The organism is Promicromonospora iranensis (genome assembly GCF_028994775.1).
GTDB classification, from domain to species: domain Bacteria; phylum Actinomycetota; class Actinomycetes; order Actinomycetales; family Cellulomonadaceae; genus Promicromonospora; species Promicromonospora iranensis_A.
The window spans coordinates 166,749-181,489 of sequence record NZ_JAJQMN010000007.1 but is presented as its reverse complement, the minus strand read 5'-3'; the positions used below and the strand labels follow the sequence as shown (position 1 = coordinate 181,489).

10 protein-coding genes are annotated in these 14,741 nt (G+C 72.2%); 2 read left to right on the top strand and 8 right to left on the bottom strand.

What is annotated here, in order from left to right; all coding sequences use genetic code 11:
• The first annotated feature begins 97 nt into the window (after positions 1-97).
• A complete protein-coding gene (locus LUU90_RS14880) occupies positions 98-2,278 on the top strand; it encodes a carbohydrate-binding protein (protein WP_275004227.1) in 2,181 nt (726 codons plus the stop codon).
• 108 nt (positions 2,279-2,386) lie between these two features.
• Here the strand turns inward: LUU90_RS14880 and LUU90_RS14875 are convergent, their stop codons facing one another.
• The 8 genes from LUU90_RS14875 to LUU90_RS14840 form a co-directional block, all read right to left on the bottom strand.
• Entirely contained in the window at positions 2,387-6,013 is a 3,627-nt protein-coding gene (locus LUU90_RS14875) for an error-prone DNA polymerase (protein WP_275004225.1), read from the bottom strand.
• Positions 6,006-7,658, bottom strand: coding sequence for a Y-family DNA polymerase (locus tag LUU90_RS14870; RefSeq protein ID WP_275004223.1), 1,653 nt, complete (start codon positions 7,656-7,658; stop codon positions 6,006-6,008). Before LUU90_RS14870 ends, LUU90_RS14875 begins: the two co-directional genes overlap by 8 nt.
• Positions 7,655-8,392, bottom strand: a complete 738-nt coding sequence (locus LUU90_RS14865) for a hypothetical protein (RefSeq protein ID WP_275004222.1) — start codon at positions 8,390-8,392, stop codon at positions 7,655-7,657. The genes LUU90_RS14870 and LUU90_RS14865 overlap by 4 nt, the downstream gene beginning before the upstream one ends.
• A gap of 750 nt (positions 8,393-9,142) precedes the next feature.
• Positions 9,143-9,607, bottom strand: a complete 465-nt coding sequence (locus tag LUU90_RS14860) for a MaoC family dehydratase (RefSeq protein ID WP_275004221.1) — start codon at positions 9,605-9,607, stop codon at positions 9,143-9,145.
• A complete protein-coding gene (gene fabG, locus LUU90_RS14855) occupies positions 9,604-10,353 on the bottom strand; it encodes a 3-oxoacyl-ACP reductase FabG (protein ID WP_275004219.1) in 750 nt (249 codons plus the stop codon). The genes LUU90_RS14860 and fabG overlap by 4 nt, the downstream gene beginning before the upstream one ends.
• Positions 10,354-10,389: 36 nt before the next feature.
• Positions 10,390-11,532 carry a zinc-binding dehydrogenase gene (locus LUU90_RS14850; protein WP_275004218.1) on the bottom strand — a complete coding sequence of 381 codons (1,143 nt, stop codon included), beginning with the start codon at positions 11,530-11,532 and terminating at the stop codon, positions 10,390-10,392.
• A 41-nt stretch (positions 11,533-11,573) separates the two neighbouring features.
• Positions 11,574-12,797: an acetyl-CoA C-acetyltransferase gene (locus LUU90_RS14845; RefSeq protein WP_275004216.1), complete on the bottom strand. Its 1,224-nt coding sequence runs from the start codon at positions 12,795-12,797 to the stop codon at positions 11,574-11,576.
• 92 nt (positions 12,798-12,889) lie between these two features.
• Positions 12,890-14,089, bottom strand: a complete 1,200-nt coding sequence (locus LUU90_RS14840; protein WP_275004214.1) for an acyl-CoA dehydrogenase family protein — start codon at positions 14,087-14,089, stop codon at positions 12,890-12,892.
• A gap of 179 nt (positions 14,090-14,268) precedes the next feature.
• Here LUU90_RS14840 and LUU90_RS14835 point away from each other — a divergent pair, with 179 nt between their 5' ends.
• Entirely contained in the window at positions 14,269-14,688 is a 420-nt protein-coding gene (locus LUU90_RS14835) for an acyl-CoA thioesterase (protein ID WP_275004212.1), read from the top strand.
• The last annotated feature ends 53 nt before the right edge of the window (positions 14,689-14,741 follow it).

The window sequence follows — 14,741 nt, the reverse complement described above, 5'->3', positions numbered from 1 at the left end:
CTCGCCAGACCCTCGGCCGTTCCCCGACGGCCGAGCCAGCTCAAAGAGGAGCGAAACAATGTCAACGCGAAGAAGAGGAAGAACAAGGGTGGCGCTGGTGGCCGGGCTCTCCGGTCTCGCCGTCGTCGCATCCAGCGTCGTGGCGCTGAACACCGCCTCCGCCGACTCGATCCGCCACGAGGCCGAGAGCGCGCCGGCCGTCTGCAACGGCGTGGTCGAGTCCAACCACGCGGGGCACTCGGGCAGCGGGTTCTGCAACACCGACAATGCCGTCGGCGCTGCGCTCGAGTTCAGGGTCGATGCCGCCGCGGCGGGCCCGGCGACCCTGGCGTTCGGCTATGCCAACGGCGGAACGGACAGCAGGCCGGGCGAGGTCGTCGTGAACGGCACCTCGGTGCGGACCGCGCAGTTCGGTGCCACCGGTGCCTGGACGAGCTGGGTGACCGAGACCGTCACCGCTCAGCTCAGCCCGGGGGTCAACACCGTCCGCCTGCGGGCCACCGGTGCGGCCGGTCTGGCGAACATCGACTACCTGGACGTCACGACCGGCGACACCGGAGGCCCCGGCGGCGACGGCGCCTACGAGGTCGAGGCGCTCACCCGAGGCGTGACCGTCGTGCCTTCGGGGAGCGGCAACCTTGTCAGCTGGCGACTGCTGGGCACCGACGACCAGAACGTGGCCTTCAACGTCTACCGCGACGGGCAGAAGCTCAACTCGTCGCCGATCACCGGCGCCACGAACTACCTCGACAGCAGCGGCAGCGGGACCTACACGGTCGCGGCCGTCACCGGCGGCTCCGAGGGGACGCGCTCGGGTGCCGAGGCCAGGTTCGGCTCCGGCGGCTACCTCGACGTCCCGATCAGCCGGCCCACGAGCAGTCACGAGGCCAACGACACCAGCGTCGCCGACCTGGACGGCGACGGTGACTACGAGTACGTCGTCAAGTGGTACCCCGCCAACGCCAAGGACAACGCGCAGGCCGGCGTCACCGACAACACCTTCATCGACGCCTACACGCTCCAGGGAACCCGCCTGTGGCGGATCGACCTGGGGCGCAACATCCGGTCGGGGGCGCACTACACCCAGTTCCAGGTGTACGACTACGACGGTGACGGCGACGCGGAGATCGCCATGAAGACCGCCGACGGCACGCGCGACGGCCGGGGCGTCGTCATCGGCAATGCCAGTGCCGACCACCGCAACGGCGACGGCTACATCCTGACGGGACCCGAGTACCTGACCATCTTCGACGGTCGCACCGGCGGCGCGATCGACACGGTCAACTACCAGCCCCCGCGCGGCAACGTGTCGAGCTGGGGCGACAGCTACGGCAACCGGGTCGACCGCTTCCTGGCCGGCACCGCCTACCTGGACGGTGCCACGCCGTCGATGATCTTCGCGCGCGGCTACTACACGCGCTCGGTGATCTGGGCCGTGGACTTCGACGGTCAGAACCTCTCGACCCGGTGGATCTTCGACTCCGACGTCAAGGGTTCGCAGTATCGCGGCCAGGGCGCGCACAGCCTGTCCATCGCCGACCTGAACGGCGACGGACGCCAGGACGTCGTCTACGGGGCGATGGTGGTCGGTTCGGACGGCAACGCGCTGTGGAACTCCCGGATGGGCCACGGCGACGCGCTCCACGTCTCGGACTTCGTGCCCAGCCGTGCGGGTCAGGAGGTGTTCATGGTGCACGAGAGCAGCAGCGACCCGTCGTCCAGCCTCATCGGGTCCAACGGCACGGTCCTGTTCCAGACCAGCCCCAGCGGTGACAACGGCCGTGGCGTCGCCGCGAACGTCACGACCACCAATCCCGGGGGCGAGTTCTGGTCCTCGAACGTGTCGGACCTGCGGAACGCCGCAGGAAGCTCCATCGGCGCCAAGCCTGCCTCGGCGAACTTCCTGGCCTGGTGGGACGGCGACGGCGAGCGCGAGCTGCTCGACGGCACCCGGATCACCGACTACCCCTCCGGGACGGCGTTGACCGGGTCGGGCGTGGCGTCGAACAACGGCACCAAGTCGACCCCGGCGCTCTCGGCCGACCTGTTCGGCGACTGGCGCGAAGAGGTGGTCTGGCGGACCAGTGACTCCTCCGCGCTGCGCATCTATGCCACACCGCACAGGACGAACCTGCGCATCGCGACACTGATGCACGACGTGCAGTACCGCGTGGCGATCGCCTGGCAGAACACCGGCTACAACCAGCCGCCGCACCCGAGCTTCCACATCGGCAGCGAGGTCACCAGCTACCCCTGGCCCGACATCCACACCCCGTAACCAGTCACGTAACCAGGCACGGCTCCAGATCCGGGGCGGGCGGACCGTGTGGTCCGCCCGCCTCGGCAGTCTGCGCAGACTGCGCAGTCTGCCAGGCGTTCCTCGCACCTACTGGAAGTCCCGCGACCGTGCCGGGACGGTCAGGCCCAGCGTGGACAGGTGCTCCGCCACGAGATTCACGGCGCCGTCGGCCGCCTCGATCCGGCCCCGCACCACCATGGCCTGCGCCGACCGCGCGACCTTCCGGAACCGCTGCCACAGCCCGACGCTGCAGATCACGTTGAGCAGTCCCGTCTCGTCCTCCAGGGACAGGAAGGTCACTCCCCCGGCGGTACCCGGCCGCTGCCGGTGCGTCACCACCCCGCCGACGGCGATCCGCCGCCCCGGCTCGGTAGCGATCGCCTGTGCCACGGTGAGCACCCCTGCCGCCTCCAGCCCGGGCCGGACGTGCTGCGTCGGGTACGAGTCGGGTGTGACGCCGGTGGCCCACGCGTCGGCCTGGGTCAGCTCGATCTCGGACATCCCCGGCAGCATCGGGGCCTCGACGCCGACGCTGACGCCGGGCAGCGTCGTCGGCCCCTCCTGGCCCAGCGCGCCCGCTGCCCACAGGCCCTCCCGTCGATCGATCCCGAGCGATTCGAGCGCACCTGCCGTGGCGAGCGCCTCGAGCTGTGCCGTCGAGAGCTCGACGCGCCGGACGAGGTCCCGCAGGTCCCGGAAACCGGCGGTCGAGCCATCGGTGGCCGAGCCTGTCGAGACCCGTGCCGCGACGATCTCCTCCGCCTTGTCCTTCCCGATGCCGCGCACGGACTCCAGGCCCATGCGGACCGCGAGCGCCGGGTCGGCCCGGACGAGCTCTGCCACGGACGGGACGGACTCGTCGGGTTGCCGGGTCTCGACAGGTTCGACCGGCGGGGATGCGGGCTCGACCGGCGGGGAGGGCACCCGCTCGACCGACGAGAGTACCCGCGACCGCGTCACCGAGGGCCGCAGCACGCGCACGCCGTGCCGGCGGGCGTCGGCGGCCAGGGACTGCGGCGAGTAGAACCCCATGGGCTGCGCCGCGAGCAGCCCGGCGTAGAACGCCGCAGGGTGGTGCACCTTGAGCCACGAGCTCGTGTACACGAGGTACGCGAAGGAGTAGGCGTGCGACTCGGGGAAGCCGAAGTCGGCGAAGGCCCTGAGCTTCTCGAAGATCTTCTCCTGTGCCGTGGGCGGGATCTTGTTCTTCGTCATCCCCGCGTAGAGGCGGTCACGCAGCGCCTCCATGCGCTCCTGGGACCGCTTGGACCCCATGGCGCGCCGCAGCTCGTCGGACTCCTTGGGCGTGAACCCCGCGACGTCGATCGCCATCTGCATGAGCTGTTCCTGGAACAGCGGCACGCCCTTGGTGCGGCTCAGGGACTTCTCGAGCAGCGGGTGCAGGTATTCCACCTTCTGCCGCCCGCGGGCCCGCTCGATGTACGGGTGCACCGACCCGCCCTGGATGGGGCCGGGCCGGATGAGCGCTACCTCCACGACGATGTCGTAGAACTCCCGCGGCTGCAGGCGCGGCAGCGTCGCCATCTGGGCACGGGACTCCACCTGGAACACGCCGACGGTGTCGGCGGCGCACAGCAGGTCGTACACGAGCGGATCGTCCTCCGGCAGGCTGTGCAGCTCGAACCGTTCCCCGGTGTGCTCCTCGATGAACTCGAACGCGTACCGGATGGCGGTCAGCATGCCCAGGCCCAGCAGGTCGAACTTCACCAGCCCGGCGTCCGCGCAGTCCTCCTTGTCCCACTGCAGCACGGTGCGGCCCTCCATACGGGCCCACTCCACGGGGCAGACCTCGATCACCGGGCGGTCGCACATGACCATGCCGCCCGAGTGGATGCCCAGGTGGCGGGGCAGGCGGAGCATCCGGTCGGCGAGGTCGAGCACGTCGTCGGGGATCTCCCCCTCCTCCGCGGCCGACGGCGGCGTGCGGAACGGCACGACGTCGTGGGTGTCGTCGGCCCGGGTCGGGCGGGGCTCACCCGGCGCCCGCGGCTCCTCGCCGAGCACGTCGACGAAGACGCCGGGGCTCCCGACCGGCCCGGCATGGTCGACGTGCGGTCGCGCTTCCCGCGGTCCCCACAGCGCTGCGACCTGGGCGTCCTTGGCCGCGGTCTTGTTCTGCGGCACGTCCGGTGGCACGTCCGGCACGTCCGACGGCGCCGAGGCCGCCTTCGGCTTGAGCGCTCCCCAGCGCTCGATGGACTTGGACCACGCGTCCTGCTGCCCGATGTCGTAGCCGAGCGCGCGGGCTGCGTCACGCACCGCGGAGCGTGGCCGGTAGGAGATGACGTTCGCGACCTGTGCCGCGTGCGTGCGCCCGAACTTCTCGTAGACGTGCTGGATCACCTCCTCGCGGCGTACCGACTCGATGTCGACGTCGATGTCCGGGGGCCCGTCCCGCTCGGGCGCGAGGAACCGCTCGAACAGCAGCCCGTGCTTGACGGCGTCGACCGCCGTGATGCCCAGCGCGTAGCAGACTGCCGAGTTGGCGGCGCTACCGCGTCCCTGCGCGAGGATCCCGTTGCGCCGGCAGAAGTCCACCAGGTCGTAGACCACCAGGAAGTACCCGGGAAAGTTCAGATCGGTGATGACCTTCAGCTCGTGGTCGATCTGCCGCCAGGCCTTCCTGTTGCCCTCCCGCGGGCCGTAACGCCGTTCGGCGCCCTGGTAGGTGAGCTCGCGCAGCCAGGTCGTCTCGTCGTGCCCGTCCGGAACCTCGTAGGGCGGCAGCTCAGGGGCGATGAGCTTGAGGTCGAACGCGCACTCCTCCCCCAGCGCGGCCGCCGTCGGCACGGCCTGCGGGTGCCTGTGGTGCAGGCGCGCCATCTCTGTCCCGCTGCGCAGGTGGGCGGTGGGGGCGCCGGGCAGCCAGCCGTCCAGGTCGTCCAGGCTCGACCGGGCCCGGACGGCGGCGAGGGCGCCCGCCAGGTCGGCGTCCCGGGGGCGCGCGTAGTGCGCCGCGGTGGTGGCGACCAGCGGCAGTCGCGCGTCGGCGGCCAGCAGGGCGAGCGCGTCGTGCAGGTCGGCGTCGCGCGGGTCACCGGTGGCGGTGATCTCGACGGCGACGTTGTCCCGCCCAAAAACATCAACCAGCCGCTCAACCTCGTACCGCGCGCCGGCGAGCCGATCCGTACGATTCCCCCCGCCCCGTTGAGTGCTGGGTATTTGTGCTGTCGAAACGTTTTGAGGGCGCAAATACCCAGCACTCAACGAGGGTTGGAGGGCCTGGCGGACGGCGCCCTTGCGGCAGCCCGTCAGGACCAGCCACTCGCCGCCCGACTCCTCGCCGAGTCCTTCCAGGGTGTAGCTCGCGGCGCCCTTGACCCCCGCGTCGAGGTGCGCGGCGCCGATAGCCCTCGACAGGTTGCGGTAACCGTGCTCGCCGCGCGCGAGCACGAGCAGGTGCGTGGCGCGGGGGTCGGGGGTCCCGGTGGGCGGGTCGAGCACGGGCGCGCCCCTCCCGTCGGTCGAGCCCACCGGCAGGTGCAGCTCCGCCCCGAACGAGGTCTTCAGGCCGACCTTCTTCGCCGCCTCGGAGAACCGCACCACCCCGTACAGCCCGTCGTGGTCGGTGATCGCGAGCGACGTCAGCCCGAGACGCGCGCCCTCGGCCGCGAGCTCCTCGGGGTGCGAGGCCCCGTCCAGGAAGCTGAACGCGGAGTGGGCGTGCAGCTCGGAGTACGGCACGCTAGTCATAGAGCGCCTCCAGCGACCATTCCCCCGCCGACGACGACAGCAGCAGGCCCAGCGCGGGGGCCGCCACGCCGTCCGCCACCACCTGCAGGAAGACGCGGCGCTTGCCCTGGGGCGTCCACCACCGCTCGGCGACCGGCCACGGCCCCGCCCAGTCGACGACGGCGGCGTCGAGCCCGCTCCACGTCCCCTCCCCGGGCACGACGACGCGCGCCGGGTCACCGCTCACCCCCAGCCGGACGTCGACGACCACGGGGCGGCCTTCGCCGTCGAGCACGTGCGCGGGGACTGGCTCCGGCAGCACGACGGACGGCGCCGGGGGCGGCAGGGCGCCCGGCCAGGGCCGGTCGGGGTCACGCTCCGGCGGGACCTGCTCGCCGAAGGGGACGAGCTGGACACGGTCTCGAGGGTCACGGCCGCCCTGGAGCCGGACGGTGAGCACGGCGTCGCCGCCGAGCAGGGCCTGCACGCGCTCGACGGCACGGTGAGCGCGCAGGTCCTCGCCCGCGCCCGGTCCCCACAGGCGCGGCTGCAGCGCCCCGGCGGGTGCCACCTCCTCCGCGGCCAGAGCCAGGCCCGCGATCGGGGCCGGTGCGACACCCTCCCCGAGGGACGACGCCGTGAGCCAGCCCTCGAGCTGCCAGCGCACCCGGTCGGTGATCCGGGCGGCCGACAGCCCGCCGAGCGTGTCGTCGGTGCGCCACAGGCGCTCCAGCGTGCGGGCCTCGCCGGTGACCGGGTCCACGGCGCGCGCGGTGATCCGCAGCCGCCCGCAGGCCAGGCCGCGCCGGCTCAGGTCGTCGTGCAGCCGTTCGGCCAGGCGGCGGGCGGCGAAGGTCGCGACGTCGACCCGGTGTGCCGGCGGGTCCAGCTCCTCGGCGACGGTCAGGTCCTCCTCGAGCCGACGCCGGGCGGGAGGCCGCACGTCCTGCCCCCTGGCGAGGCGCTGCGCCCAGACACCGAGGTCGCCGAAGCGGGCGGCGACGGCGGCGTCGGGCAGGGCGGCGAGCTCGGCCAGGGTGTGCACGCCGAGGCGACGCCACAGGTCGACCAGCTCGGTCAGTGCCCGGTCCCCTGGCCGGGCGTGCACGAGCACGGCCGCCGGGCGGGACGCGAGGTAGTCCCGCGAGGCGCCCGGCGGCACGACGGCGTCCTCGCGGGCGGCGAGCACCGCGGCCAGGAACCCATCGGCTACCCCGACCTGGCACTCGTGACCGGTGCGGACGGCGACCTGCTCGGTCAGCTCACGGGCCAGGTCGCGCTCGGAGCCGTGGTACCGCGCCGCACCACCCGACGGCAGCAGGAGCACGCCGGGGCGGGCGATCTCCAGCCCGGAGACCACGGTCTCGGCGGCCATCGCGACCGGCTCGAACTCACGGGCGTCGCGGGCGTCGTCGGCGGGCCAGAGCTGCAGGTCGGGGCAGCGCCCCTGCGCCTCGCGACGACGCATGCCGCGGCGCACCCCGGCACTGCGGGCGGGGGCCGACACCGCGATGATCCGGCCGCCGGGCCCGCCCGTCACGGCCGCGGGCGTCTCCGGGCCCAGACCGGCAACGACGAGGGCCGCGACGACCGGCCAGTCGGGCACCCAGAGGCAGGCGGTGCGGGTCGCCTCTCCTGCCGTCGCAGGGCCGGAACGGTCGGTCATCCGACAAGCTCCAGCTGCGGACGGCTCGCGGAGCCCTCGCCCGGCGCCCTCGTCCCGGAGCTCTGCTCGCCGGACAGCTCAAATCCTTCTCCGTCCGCGCCTGCGCCGACCACTTCTCTGCCGGCCGCCTCTCCGCCGACCCGGCACACCGGCACCTCGACGTTCAGGTGCAGGGGTCGCGCCGCGCTCCCCCGCCCGGTACGCCGCACCCACAGGGTCCGACGCCGCAGCCAGCCCGCCCCGTGATCGGTCCCCGCCCAGGCCCCCTCGGTCACCTCCAGCACCACGTGCGCCCCGGCCCAGCCGGCATCCCCCGTCTCTCGCCGAACGCTCGATGAACCAGCACTCGACACAGGGGTGGGTAGAGCCGCTACCAGCACGGTTCCCCGGTCGCGGGCGCGGATCGTCAGACGGCGGCGGTCCTGCTCCAGCAGCGCGACCTCCGGTCCGATCACCACCACGTCCATGCCGTCGATCAACGCAGCGAGCACAGCGGGCGCGTCCACACCCGAGCTGGCCGGCAGCGGCACCACCAGGGTGCGCGTCAGGTCGCACCCGGCGTCGGCAGCCGCGGCCATCCCGGCGGCCGGGTATCCGACCAGCACCGTCCAGGCCCCGTCGCGGGAAGCCTCGGCGAGCAGGGTGAGCAGGAGCGACGTCGAGCCCCGGACCCCGACGGTGGTGCCGGTGCGCAGGCCGCCGTCAGGCAGGAGGGCTGCGAGGTGCGGGACCACGGGCAGGACACGAGGGCCCTCGCCCGGGCCGCCGGCCACGGACCCGCCAGTCGTGGGGCTGCCAGCAGCGAGGCTGCCCCGAGCAGAGACCGTCGTGGGCTCAGCCGTGGGAGTCGTGGGCTCAGTCGTAGGTTGGGCCCTCGAGCCGGTCGCGAGCCCGCCCCGCAGTGCCCGGACCTGCAGCCGGGGCTGCCCGTGGGACGGTCCGGCAAAGGACCCGCCGGACGACCCCGCGGACGACCCGCCGGACGACCCGCCGGACGGTCCGGCAAAGGACCCGGCGGACGACCCCGCGGACGACTCAACGGACGACTCAGCGGACAACCGGGCAGATGACCCAGCGGACGACCCGGTGGCCTGCCTGCGCACACCGGTGCGCACCTCGGCGGACCGTAGTGCCGCGAGCGCCCGCGCATGCCGAGTGTCTGTGCTGTCGACGTCAGCGCCGGTGTTGGTCTTCGAGGAGACTGTTACAACGGTCATGACCCTCCAGCGATGGTGTCTGCCGGTGGTGACCGGATGGTCGAGCACCTCATCGAACGCCTGTTCGATAGAACACCAGTACACATCTCGCGAGGCGCGCCTGTCAAACCATCGACCTCGCAACACTGCGACCTGGCCCGCCACCCGGACCCCCGAAGAGGGCACCCCCCAACCTCTTCGAGGTCTAAGTTTCTCCGTTCTGAATCGGTTCAGAGCGGAGAAACTTAGACCTCGAAAAGACGGCTGGGATGGCCTCCGGGACCCCGCTCAGCCCTCCGGGACGTAGAGCGACAGCGTGTGCGCGACCAGCGCCGGCTTCTCGGCGCCCTCGATCTCCACGGTGACCTTCGAGGCGAGACGCACGCCGTTCGACGTCGGCTCTGCGGAGAGGATCTCGGTGACGGCCCGCACGCGCGAGCCCGCCGGCACCGGGGACAGGAACCGCAGCCGGTCCAGGCCGTAGTTCATCACCATCGCGATGCCGCCGACCGAGACGAGCGAGGCCGCGAGGTGGGGCAGCAGCGACAGGGTGAGGTACCCGTGCGCCACCGTGGAACCGAACGGTCCGGCGGCCGCCTTCTCGGCGTCGAGGTGGATCCACTGGTGGTCCTCGGTGGCATCGGCGAACGCGGCGATCCGCTCCTGGGTGACCTCGAACCACTCGCCGGTGGCCGTCCGGCCCACGGCGTCCGCGAGGGCTGCCGGCGACTCGACGGTGATGACGTCGCTCATGCCTTCGGCCCGCCTGCCACGTACAGCACCTGGCCCGACACGAACCCGGACTGCTCCGAGCAGAAGAACGACACGGCGCCCGCGATGTCCTCGGGCTGGCCCACGCGCCCCACGGGGACGTCCTTGGCGGCCAGGCCGAGGTAGTCGGCCAGCGGCATGCCGATGCGCTCGGCGGTCTCGCGGATCATGTCGGTCTCGATCACGCCGGGGGCGACGGCGTTCGCGGTGACACCGAACTTGCCGAGCTCGATCGCCAGCGTCTTGGTGAAGCCCTGCATGCCCGCCTTGGCGGCCGAGTAGTTGGCCTGGCCCCGGTTGCCGAGGGCGGAGGTCGAGGAGAGGTTCACGATGCGGCCGAACTTGGCCTCCACCATGTGCGCCTGCACGGCCCGGGTCATCAGGAACGCTCCCCGCAGGTGCACGTTCAGCACGGCGTCCCAGTCGCTGACGGACATCTTGAACAGCAGGTTGTCGCGCAGGATGCCGGCGTTGTTCACCAGCACGGTGGGCGCGCCCAGCTCCGCGGTGACGCGCGCGACGGCGGCGGCTACCGACTCCTCGTCGGCGACGTCGACGCCCACGGCGAGCGCGCGGCCGCCGTCGGCCACGATGGCCTCGGCGGTGGCCTTGGCCTGGTCCTCCAGGAGGTCCAGGACGGCGACGGCGTAGCCGTCCCGCGCCAGCCGGCGGGCGGTGGCGGCGCCGATGCCGCGGGCAGCTCCGGTGACGATGGCAGTGCGGGTCATGAGGTGTTTCCTCTCGTTGCGAATGAGAACGTCAAGTCAGAAGGTCACGAGCTGCCGCAGCGCCGCGCCGGAGGCGAGGCGGTCGAGCGCGGCGGGCAGATCGTCCAGGGTGATGCGGTCGGAGACGAGCCGGTCCAGGGGCAGCCGCCCGGCCCGCCACAGCTCCACGTAGCGCGGGATGTCGCGGCTCGGCACAGCCGACCCGAGGTAGGAGCCCACCACCGTGCGCGCCTCCGCGGTGAGGCTGAGCGGCGAGATGCTCGCCCGGGCGTCGGGGTGGGGCAGCCCCACGGTGACGGTGGTGCCGCCCGGTGCGGTGATCCCGTACGCCGTCTCGAAGGCACGGGCCGAGCCAGCCGCCTCGACCACGACGGGCGCGCGCAGCCCCTGCTCGGCAGCCTCCTGCGGCCCGACGGCGGTCGCCGCGCCCAGCTCGCGAGCCAGCTCCAGCTTGGCGGGCACCGCGTCGACGCCGATCACCTCGTGCCCGAGCGCGACGGCCACCAGGAGCGCCGCCATGCCGACGCCACCCAGGCCCACGACGGCCACACGGTCACCCGGTGCGGGTCGCCCCGCGTTGACGACGGCTCCGCCGCCGGTCAGGACGGCACAGCCGAGCAGGGCGGCGATGTCGGGCGGGACGTCGTCGTCCACGGGTACCACGGAGGTCTCGGACACCACGGCGTGGCTCGCGAACGCGCTCACCCCGAGGTGGTGGTGCACGTCCTGGACCTCGCCGGACGGAGCAGCGCCGGACGGAGCAGCGCCGGACGGAGCAGCACGCGACAGCCGCCGTCCGCCGCCCACGAGCGTCCCCGCCCCGTTGGCCGCCGACCCCACCGAGCAGGGCAGGCGCCCGTCGGTGGCGCACTCGGCGCACTGCCCACAGCGCGGCAGGAACGTCATCACCACGCGCTGCCCGACGGCGAGCCGCGCACCCGGGCCGGCGACCTCGACGATGCCGGCCGCCTCGTGGCCGAGCAGCATCGGCACCGGCCGCACACGGTTGCCGTCCACCACCGACAGGTCGGAGTGGCACAGCCCCGCCGCCTCGATCCGGACCAGGACCTCACCCGCCTCCGGTGGCCCGAGCTCCAGCGTCCCGACCGTGACCGGCCGGGACTCCACGTAGGGCGCGGGCGCGCCGCAGCGCTCCAGCACCGCACCGGTGATCCGCACGAATGCTCCTCTCAGGTCTCGCGAGCCTGCGCCCGCACGGGTCAGAGCTTCTCCAGCACCATGGCCATGCCCTGGCCGCCACCCACGCACATCGTCTCCAGACCGTACTGGCCTCCGGTGTCCGCGAGCCCGTTGATGAGGGTCGAGGTGATGCGCGCCCCGGTCATCCCGAACGGGTGCCCGACGGCGATCGCACCGCCGTTGACGTTCAGCCTCTCCTCGTCGATGCCGAGCTCGCGCGCCGAGGGGATCACCTGGGCCGCGAAGGCCTCGTTGATCTCCACGAGGTCCATGTCGTCGACCGTCAGGCCGGCACGGCGCAGCGCCTGCCGGCTGGCGTCGACGGGGCCGAGACCCATGACCTCGGGCGACAGGCCGCTGACACCCGTGGACACGATGCGGGCGAGCGGCTGCAGGCCCAGCTCGTCCACGACCCGGCCGGAGACGATCACGAGCGCGGCGGCGCCGTCGTTCAGGGGGCAGGCGTTGCCCGCCGTGACCGTGCCGTCGGGGCGGAACACCGGCTCGAGCGTGGCGAGCGTCTCCACGGTGGTGCCGGCGCGCGGGCCGTCGTCGGCGGAGACGACGGTGCCGTCCGCGAGGGTGACCGGCGTGATGTCCTTGGCCCAGAAGCCCGCCGCGATGGCGGCCTCCGCGCGCTGCTGGCTGCGGGCGGCGAACTCGTCCTGGTCCGCGCGGGTGATGTTGCGCAGGGCCACCACGTTCTCCGCCGTCTGACCCATGCTGATGTACGGGTCGGGCAGCACGCCCTCCAGGCGCGGGTCGGTCCACAGCCCGGCTCCGGCTCCGGCCCGCTTCTCGGTGCGCGCCAGGGCGTCGGCGAAGACGGGGTTGTTCAGGTCGACGCCCGGGATGTAGTCGCTCGAGCCGGTGGCCATCGAGCTCACCGACTCCACGCCCGCGGACACGAAGACGTCGCCCTCGCCCGCCTTGATGGCGTGGAACGCCATGCGGGTGGTCTGCAGGCTGGAGCTGCAGTAGCGCGTGACGGTGGCGCCGGGCACGGTGTCCCAGCCGCACAGCACGGCCACGATGCGCGCCATGTTCATGCCCTGCTTGCCGCCGGGCAGCCCGCAACCCAGCAGCAGGTCGTCGATCCGTGCCGGGTCCAGGCCCGGCACCTGCTCGACGGCCGCGGCGACCATCATGGCGGCGAGGTCGTCGGGGCGGACGTCCTTCAGCGACCCTTTGTGGGCGCGTCCGATGGGCGATCGTGCGGTCGCGACGATGTAGGCCTCGGTCATGTGCTCCTCCTTGAGCTCTGGTGCGACGGTGCTGCGATGCGACGGTGCTGCGATGCGACGGTGCTGCGATACGACCGTAGAACGGTCCGGGCTCAGACGAACGCGGCGTGGCCGGTGATCGCACGGCCCACGATGAGCTGGTTCATGTCCTTGGTGCCCTCGAACGTGTACACGGCCTCGGCGTCGGCGAAGAACCGGGCCACGCCGTGGTCGAGCGTGATGCCGTTGCCACCGCACGCCTCGCGGCACAGCGCGACGGTCTCCCGCATGCGCGTGGTGACGAACGCCTTGGCCATCGCGGCGTGGGCGTCGGTCTGGATGCCCTTGTCCTGGAGCTGGGCCACGCGCACGCACATGGCGAAACCCGCGGTCACGTTGGCGTACGCGGTGGCCAGCTTGTCCTGGATCAGCTGATAGCTGGCGATGGGGTTGCCGAACTGCTCGCGCTGCTTGGTGTACGCCACGGCGGCCTCGTACGCGCCGACCATGGTGCCCAGCGCCTGCCAGGAGACGCCGTCGCGGGTGATCCGCAGCACCTTGGCCAGGTCGCGGAAGCTGTTGATGTGCTGCAGCCGGTCGGCCTCGTGCACGCGCACGTCCTCGAGCACGATGTCCGCGTTCTGCACGATGCGCAGGGACTGCTTGCGCTCGATCTTGGTGGCGGTGAAGCCCGGTGTGCCCTTGCGCACCAGGAAGCCCTTGACCTGGTCGTCGGCCGTGTCCTTGGCCCAGACCACCACGACGTCGGCGAACGTGGCGTTGCCGATCCAGCGCTTGGCGCCGTTGAGCACCCAGGTGTCGCCGGTGCGGGTGGCGGTGGTGCGCAGGCCCTTGGCGGTGTCGGAGCCGGCCAGCGGCTCGGTGAGCGCGAACGCGCCGATGAGGTCACCGCTCGCCATGGGCGGCAGCCACTTCGCGCGCTGCTCGGCCGTTCCGCCGACACCGATCGACGTCATCGCCAGGCCGCCCGAGACACCGATGAAGGTGCAGAAGGACGAGTCGACGCGCGCCGTCTCCATGCCGATCCAGCCGCGGAACACGGCGGAGGTCTCCTCGCCCTGCGTCTCGGCCCAGCCCGAGCCGATGGTGCCGAGCTGTGCGTAGGGCTTGAACAGGTGCACCGGGCACTCGGCGCGCTCCCAGTAGTCGTCGGCGATGGGGCGCACCTCGCGCTCCATGAACTCGCGGACAGCCAGTGCCTTCTTCTGCTCGGCCGGGGTGAGCAGGTCCTGGAACGAGTAGAAGTCAGCCTCCAGCGTGTCCGTCTGGGGCGACTCGGGTGCGAGCGTCATCGGTCCTCCGATCGTCGTCGATCTGGTTGGTCGGTACTTGTCGATCCGGTGCTGGCGGTCGGCACCGACCGACCAGTCGGTGTCCAGTATGCATCAATCTCGAATATGTTGCACCCCTCCCCCTGAGCCGGGCTACGCTGCGGTTCAGCGACCCCCGATCTCGAAGGAGAGACCTCTCGATGGGCTATCGACACCCCTTCCCGCTGCGCTGGAACGACAACGACCAGTACGGGCACATGAACAACACCGTCTACTACGAGGCGATGGACACGGCGGTGAACATGTGGCTCATCCGGCACACCGGCATGGACCCGGCGGGCGACGTGATCGGACTCGCGCGAGCCTCCTCGTGCGAGTTCCTCGCCCCGGTGTCGTTCCCGGACGAGATCGAGGTGGACGTCGCCGTCGGACGCCTCGGGCGGACGTCGCTGACCTGGGACCTTGCGATCCTGCGGTCGGGCGCGCCCGACCGCGACGAGCCGTACGCCACGGGCAGCTTCACGCACGTGTTCGTGGACCAGGCCTCCCGCCGCCCGGTGCCGGTCCCGGACCAGGTCCGGAAGGCGGTCGAGGAGCACCTGGGCCTGCCCGGGTCCTGAGCGGCCGGGTCCCGCCGCGCTCCTCCGGCAGCCCAGTGATTGGGCCCGAAAAC

Coding starts and splice junctions, on each gene's coding strand:
- LUU90_RS14835 (WP_275004212.1), top strand. CDS start 14,269: ATGGGCTATCGACACCCCTTCCCGCTGCGCTGGAACGACAACGACCAG.
- fabG (WP_275004219.1), bottom strand. CDS start 10,353: ATGACCCGCACTGCCATCGTCACCGGAGCTGCCCGCGGCATCGGCGCC.
- LUU90_RS14870 (WP_275004223.1), bottom strand. CDS start 7,658: ATGACCGACCGTTCCGGCCCTGCGACGGCAGGAGAGGCGACCCGCACC.
- LUU90_RS14845 (WP_275004216.1), bottom strand. CDS start 12,797: ATGACCGAGGCCTACATCGTCGCGACCGCACGATCGCCCATCGGACGC.
- LUU90_RS14875 (WP_275004225.1), bottom strand. CDS start 6,013: ATGACTAGCGTGCCGTACTCCGAGCTGCACGCCCACTCCGCGTTCAGC.
- LUU90_RS14840 (WP_275004214.1), bottom strand. CDS start 14,089: ATGACGCTCGCACCCGAGTCGCCCCAGACGGACACGCTGGAGGCTGAC.
- LUU90_RS14860 (WP_275004221.1), bottom strand. CDS start 9,607: ATGAGCGACGTCATCACCGTCGAGTCGCCGGCAGCCCTCGCGGACGCC.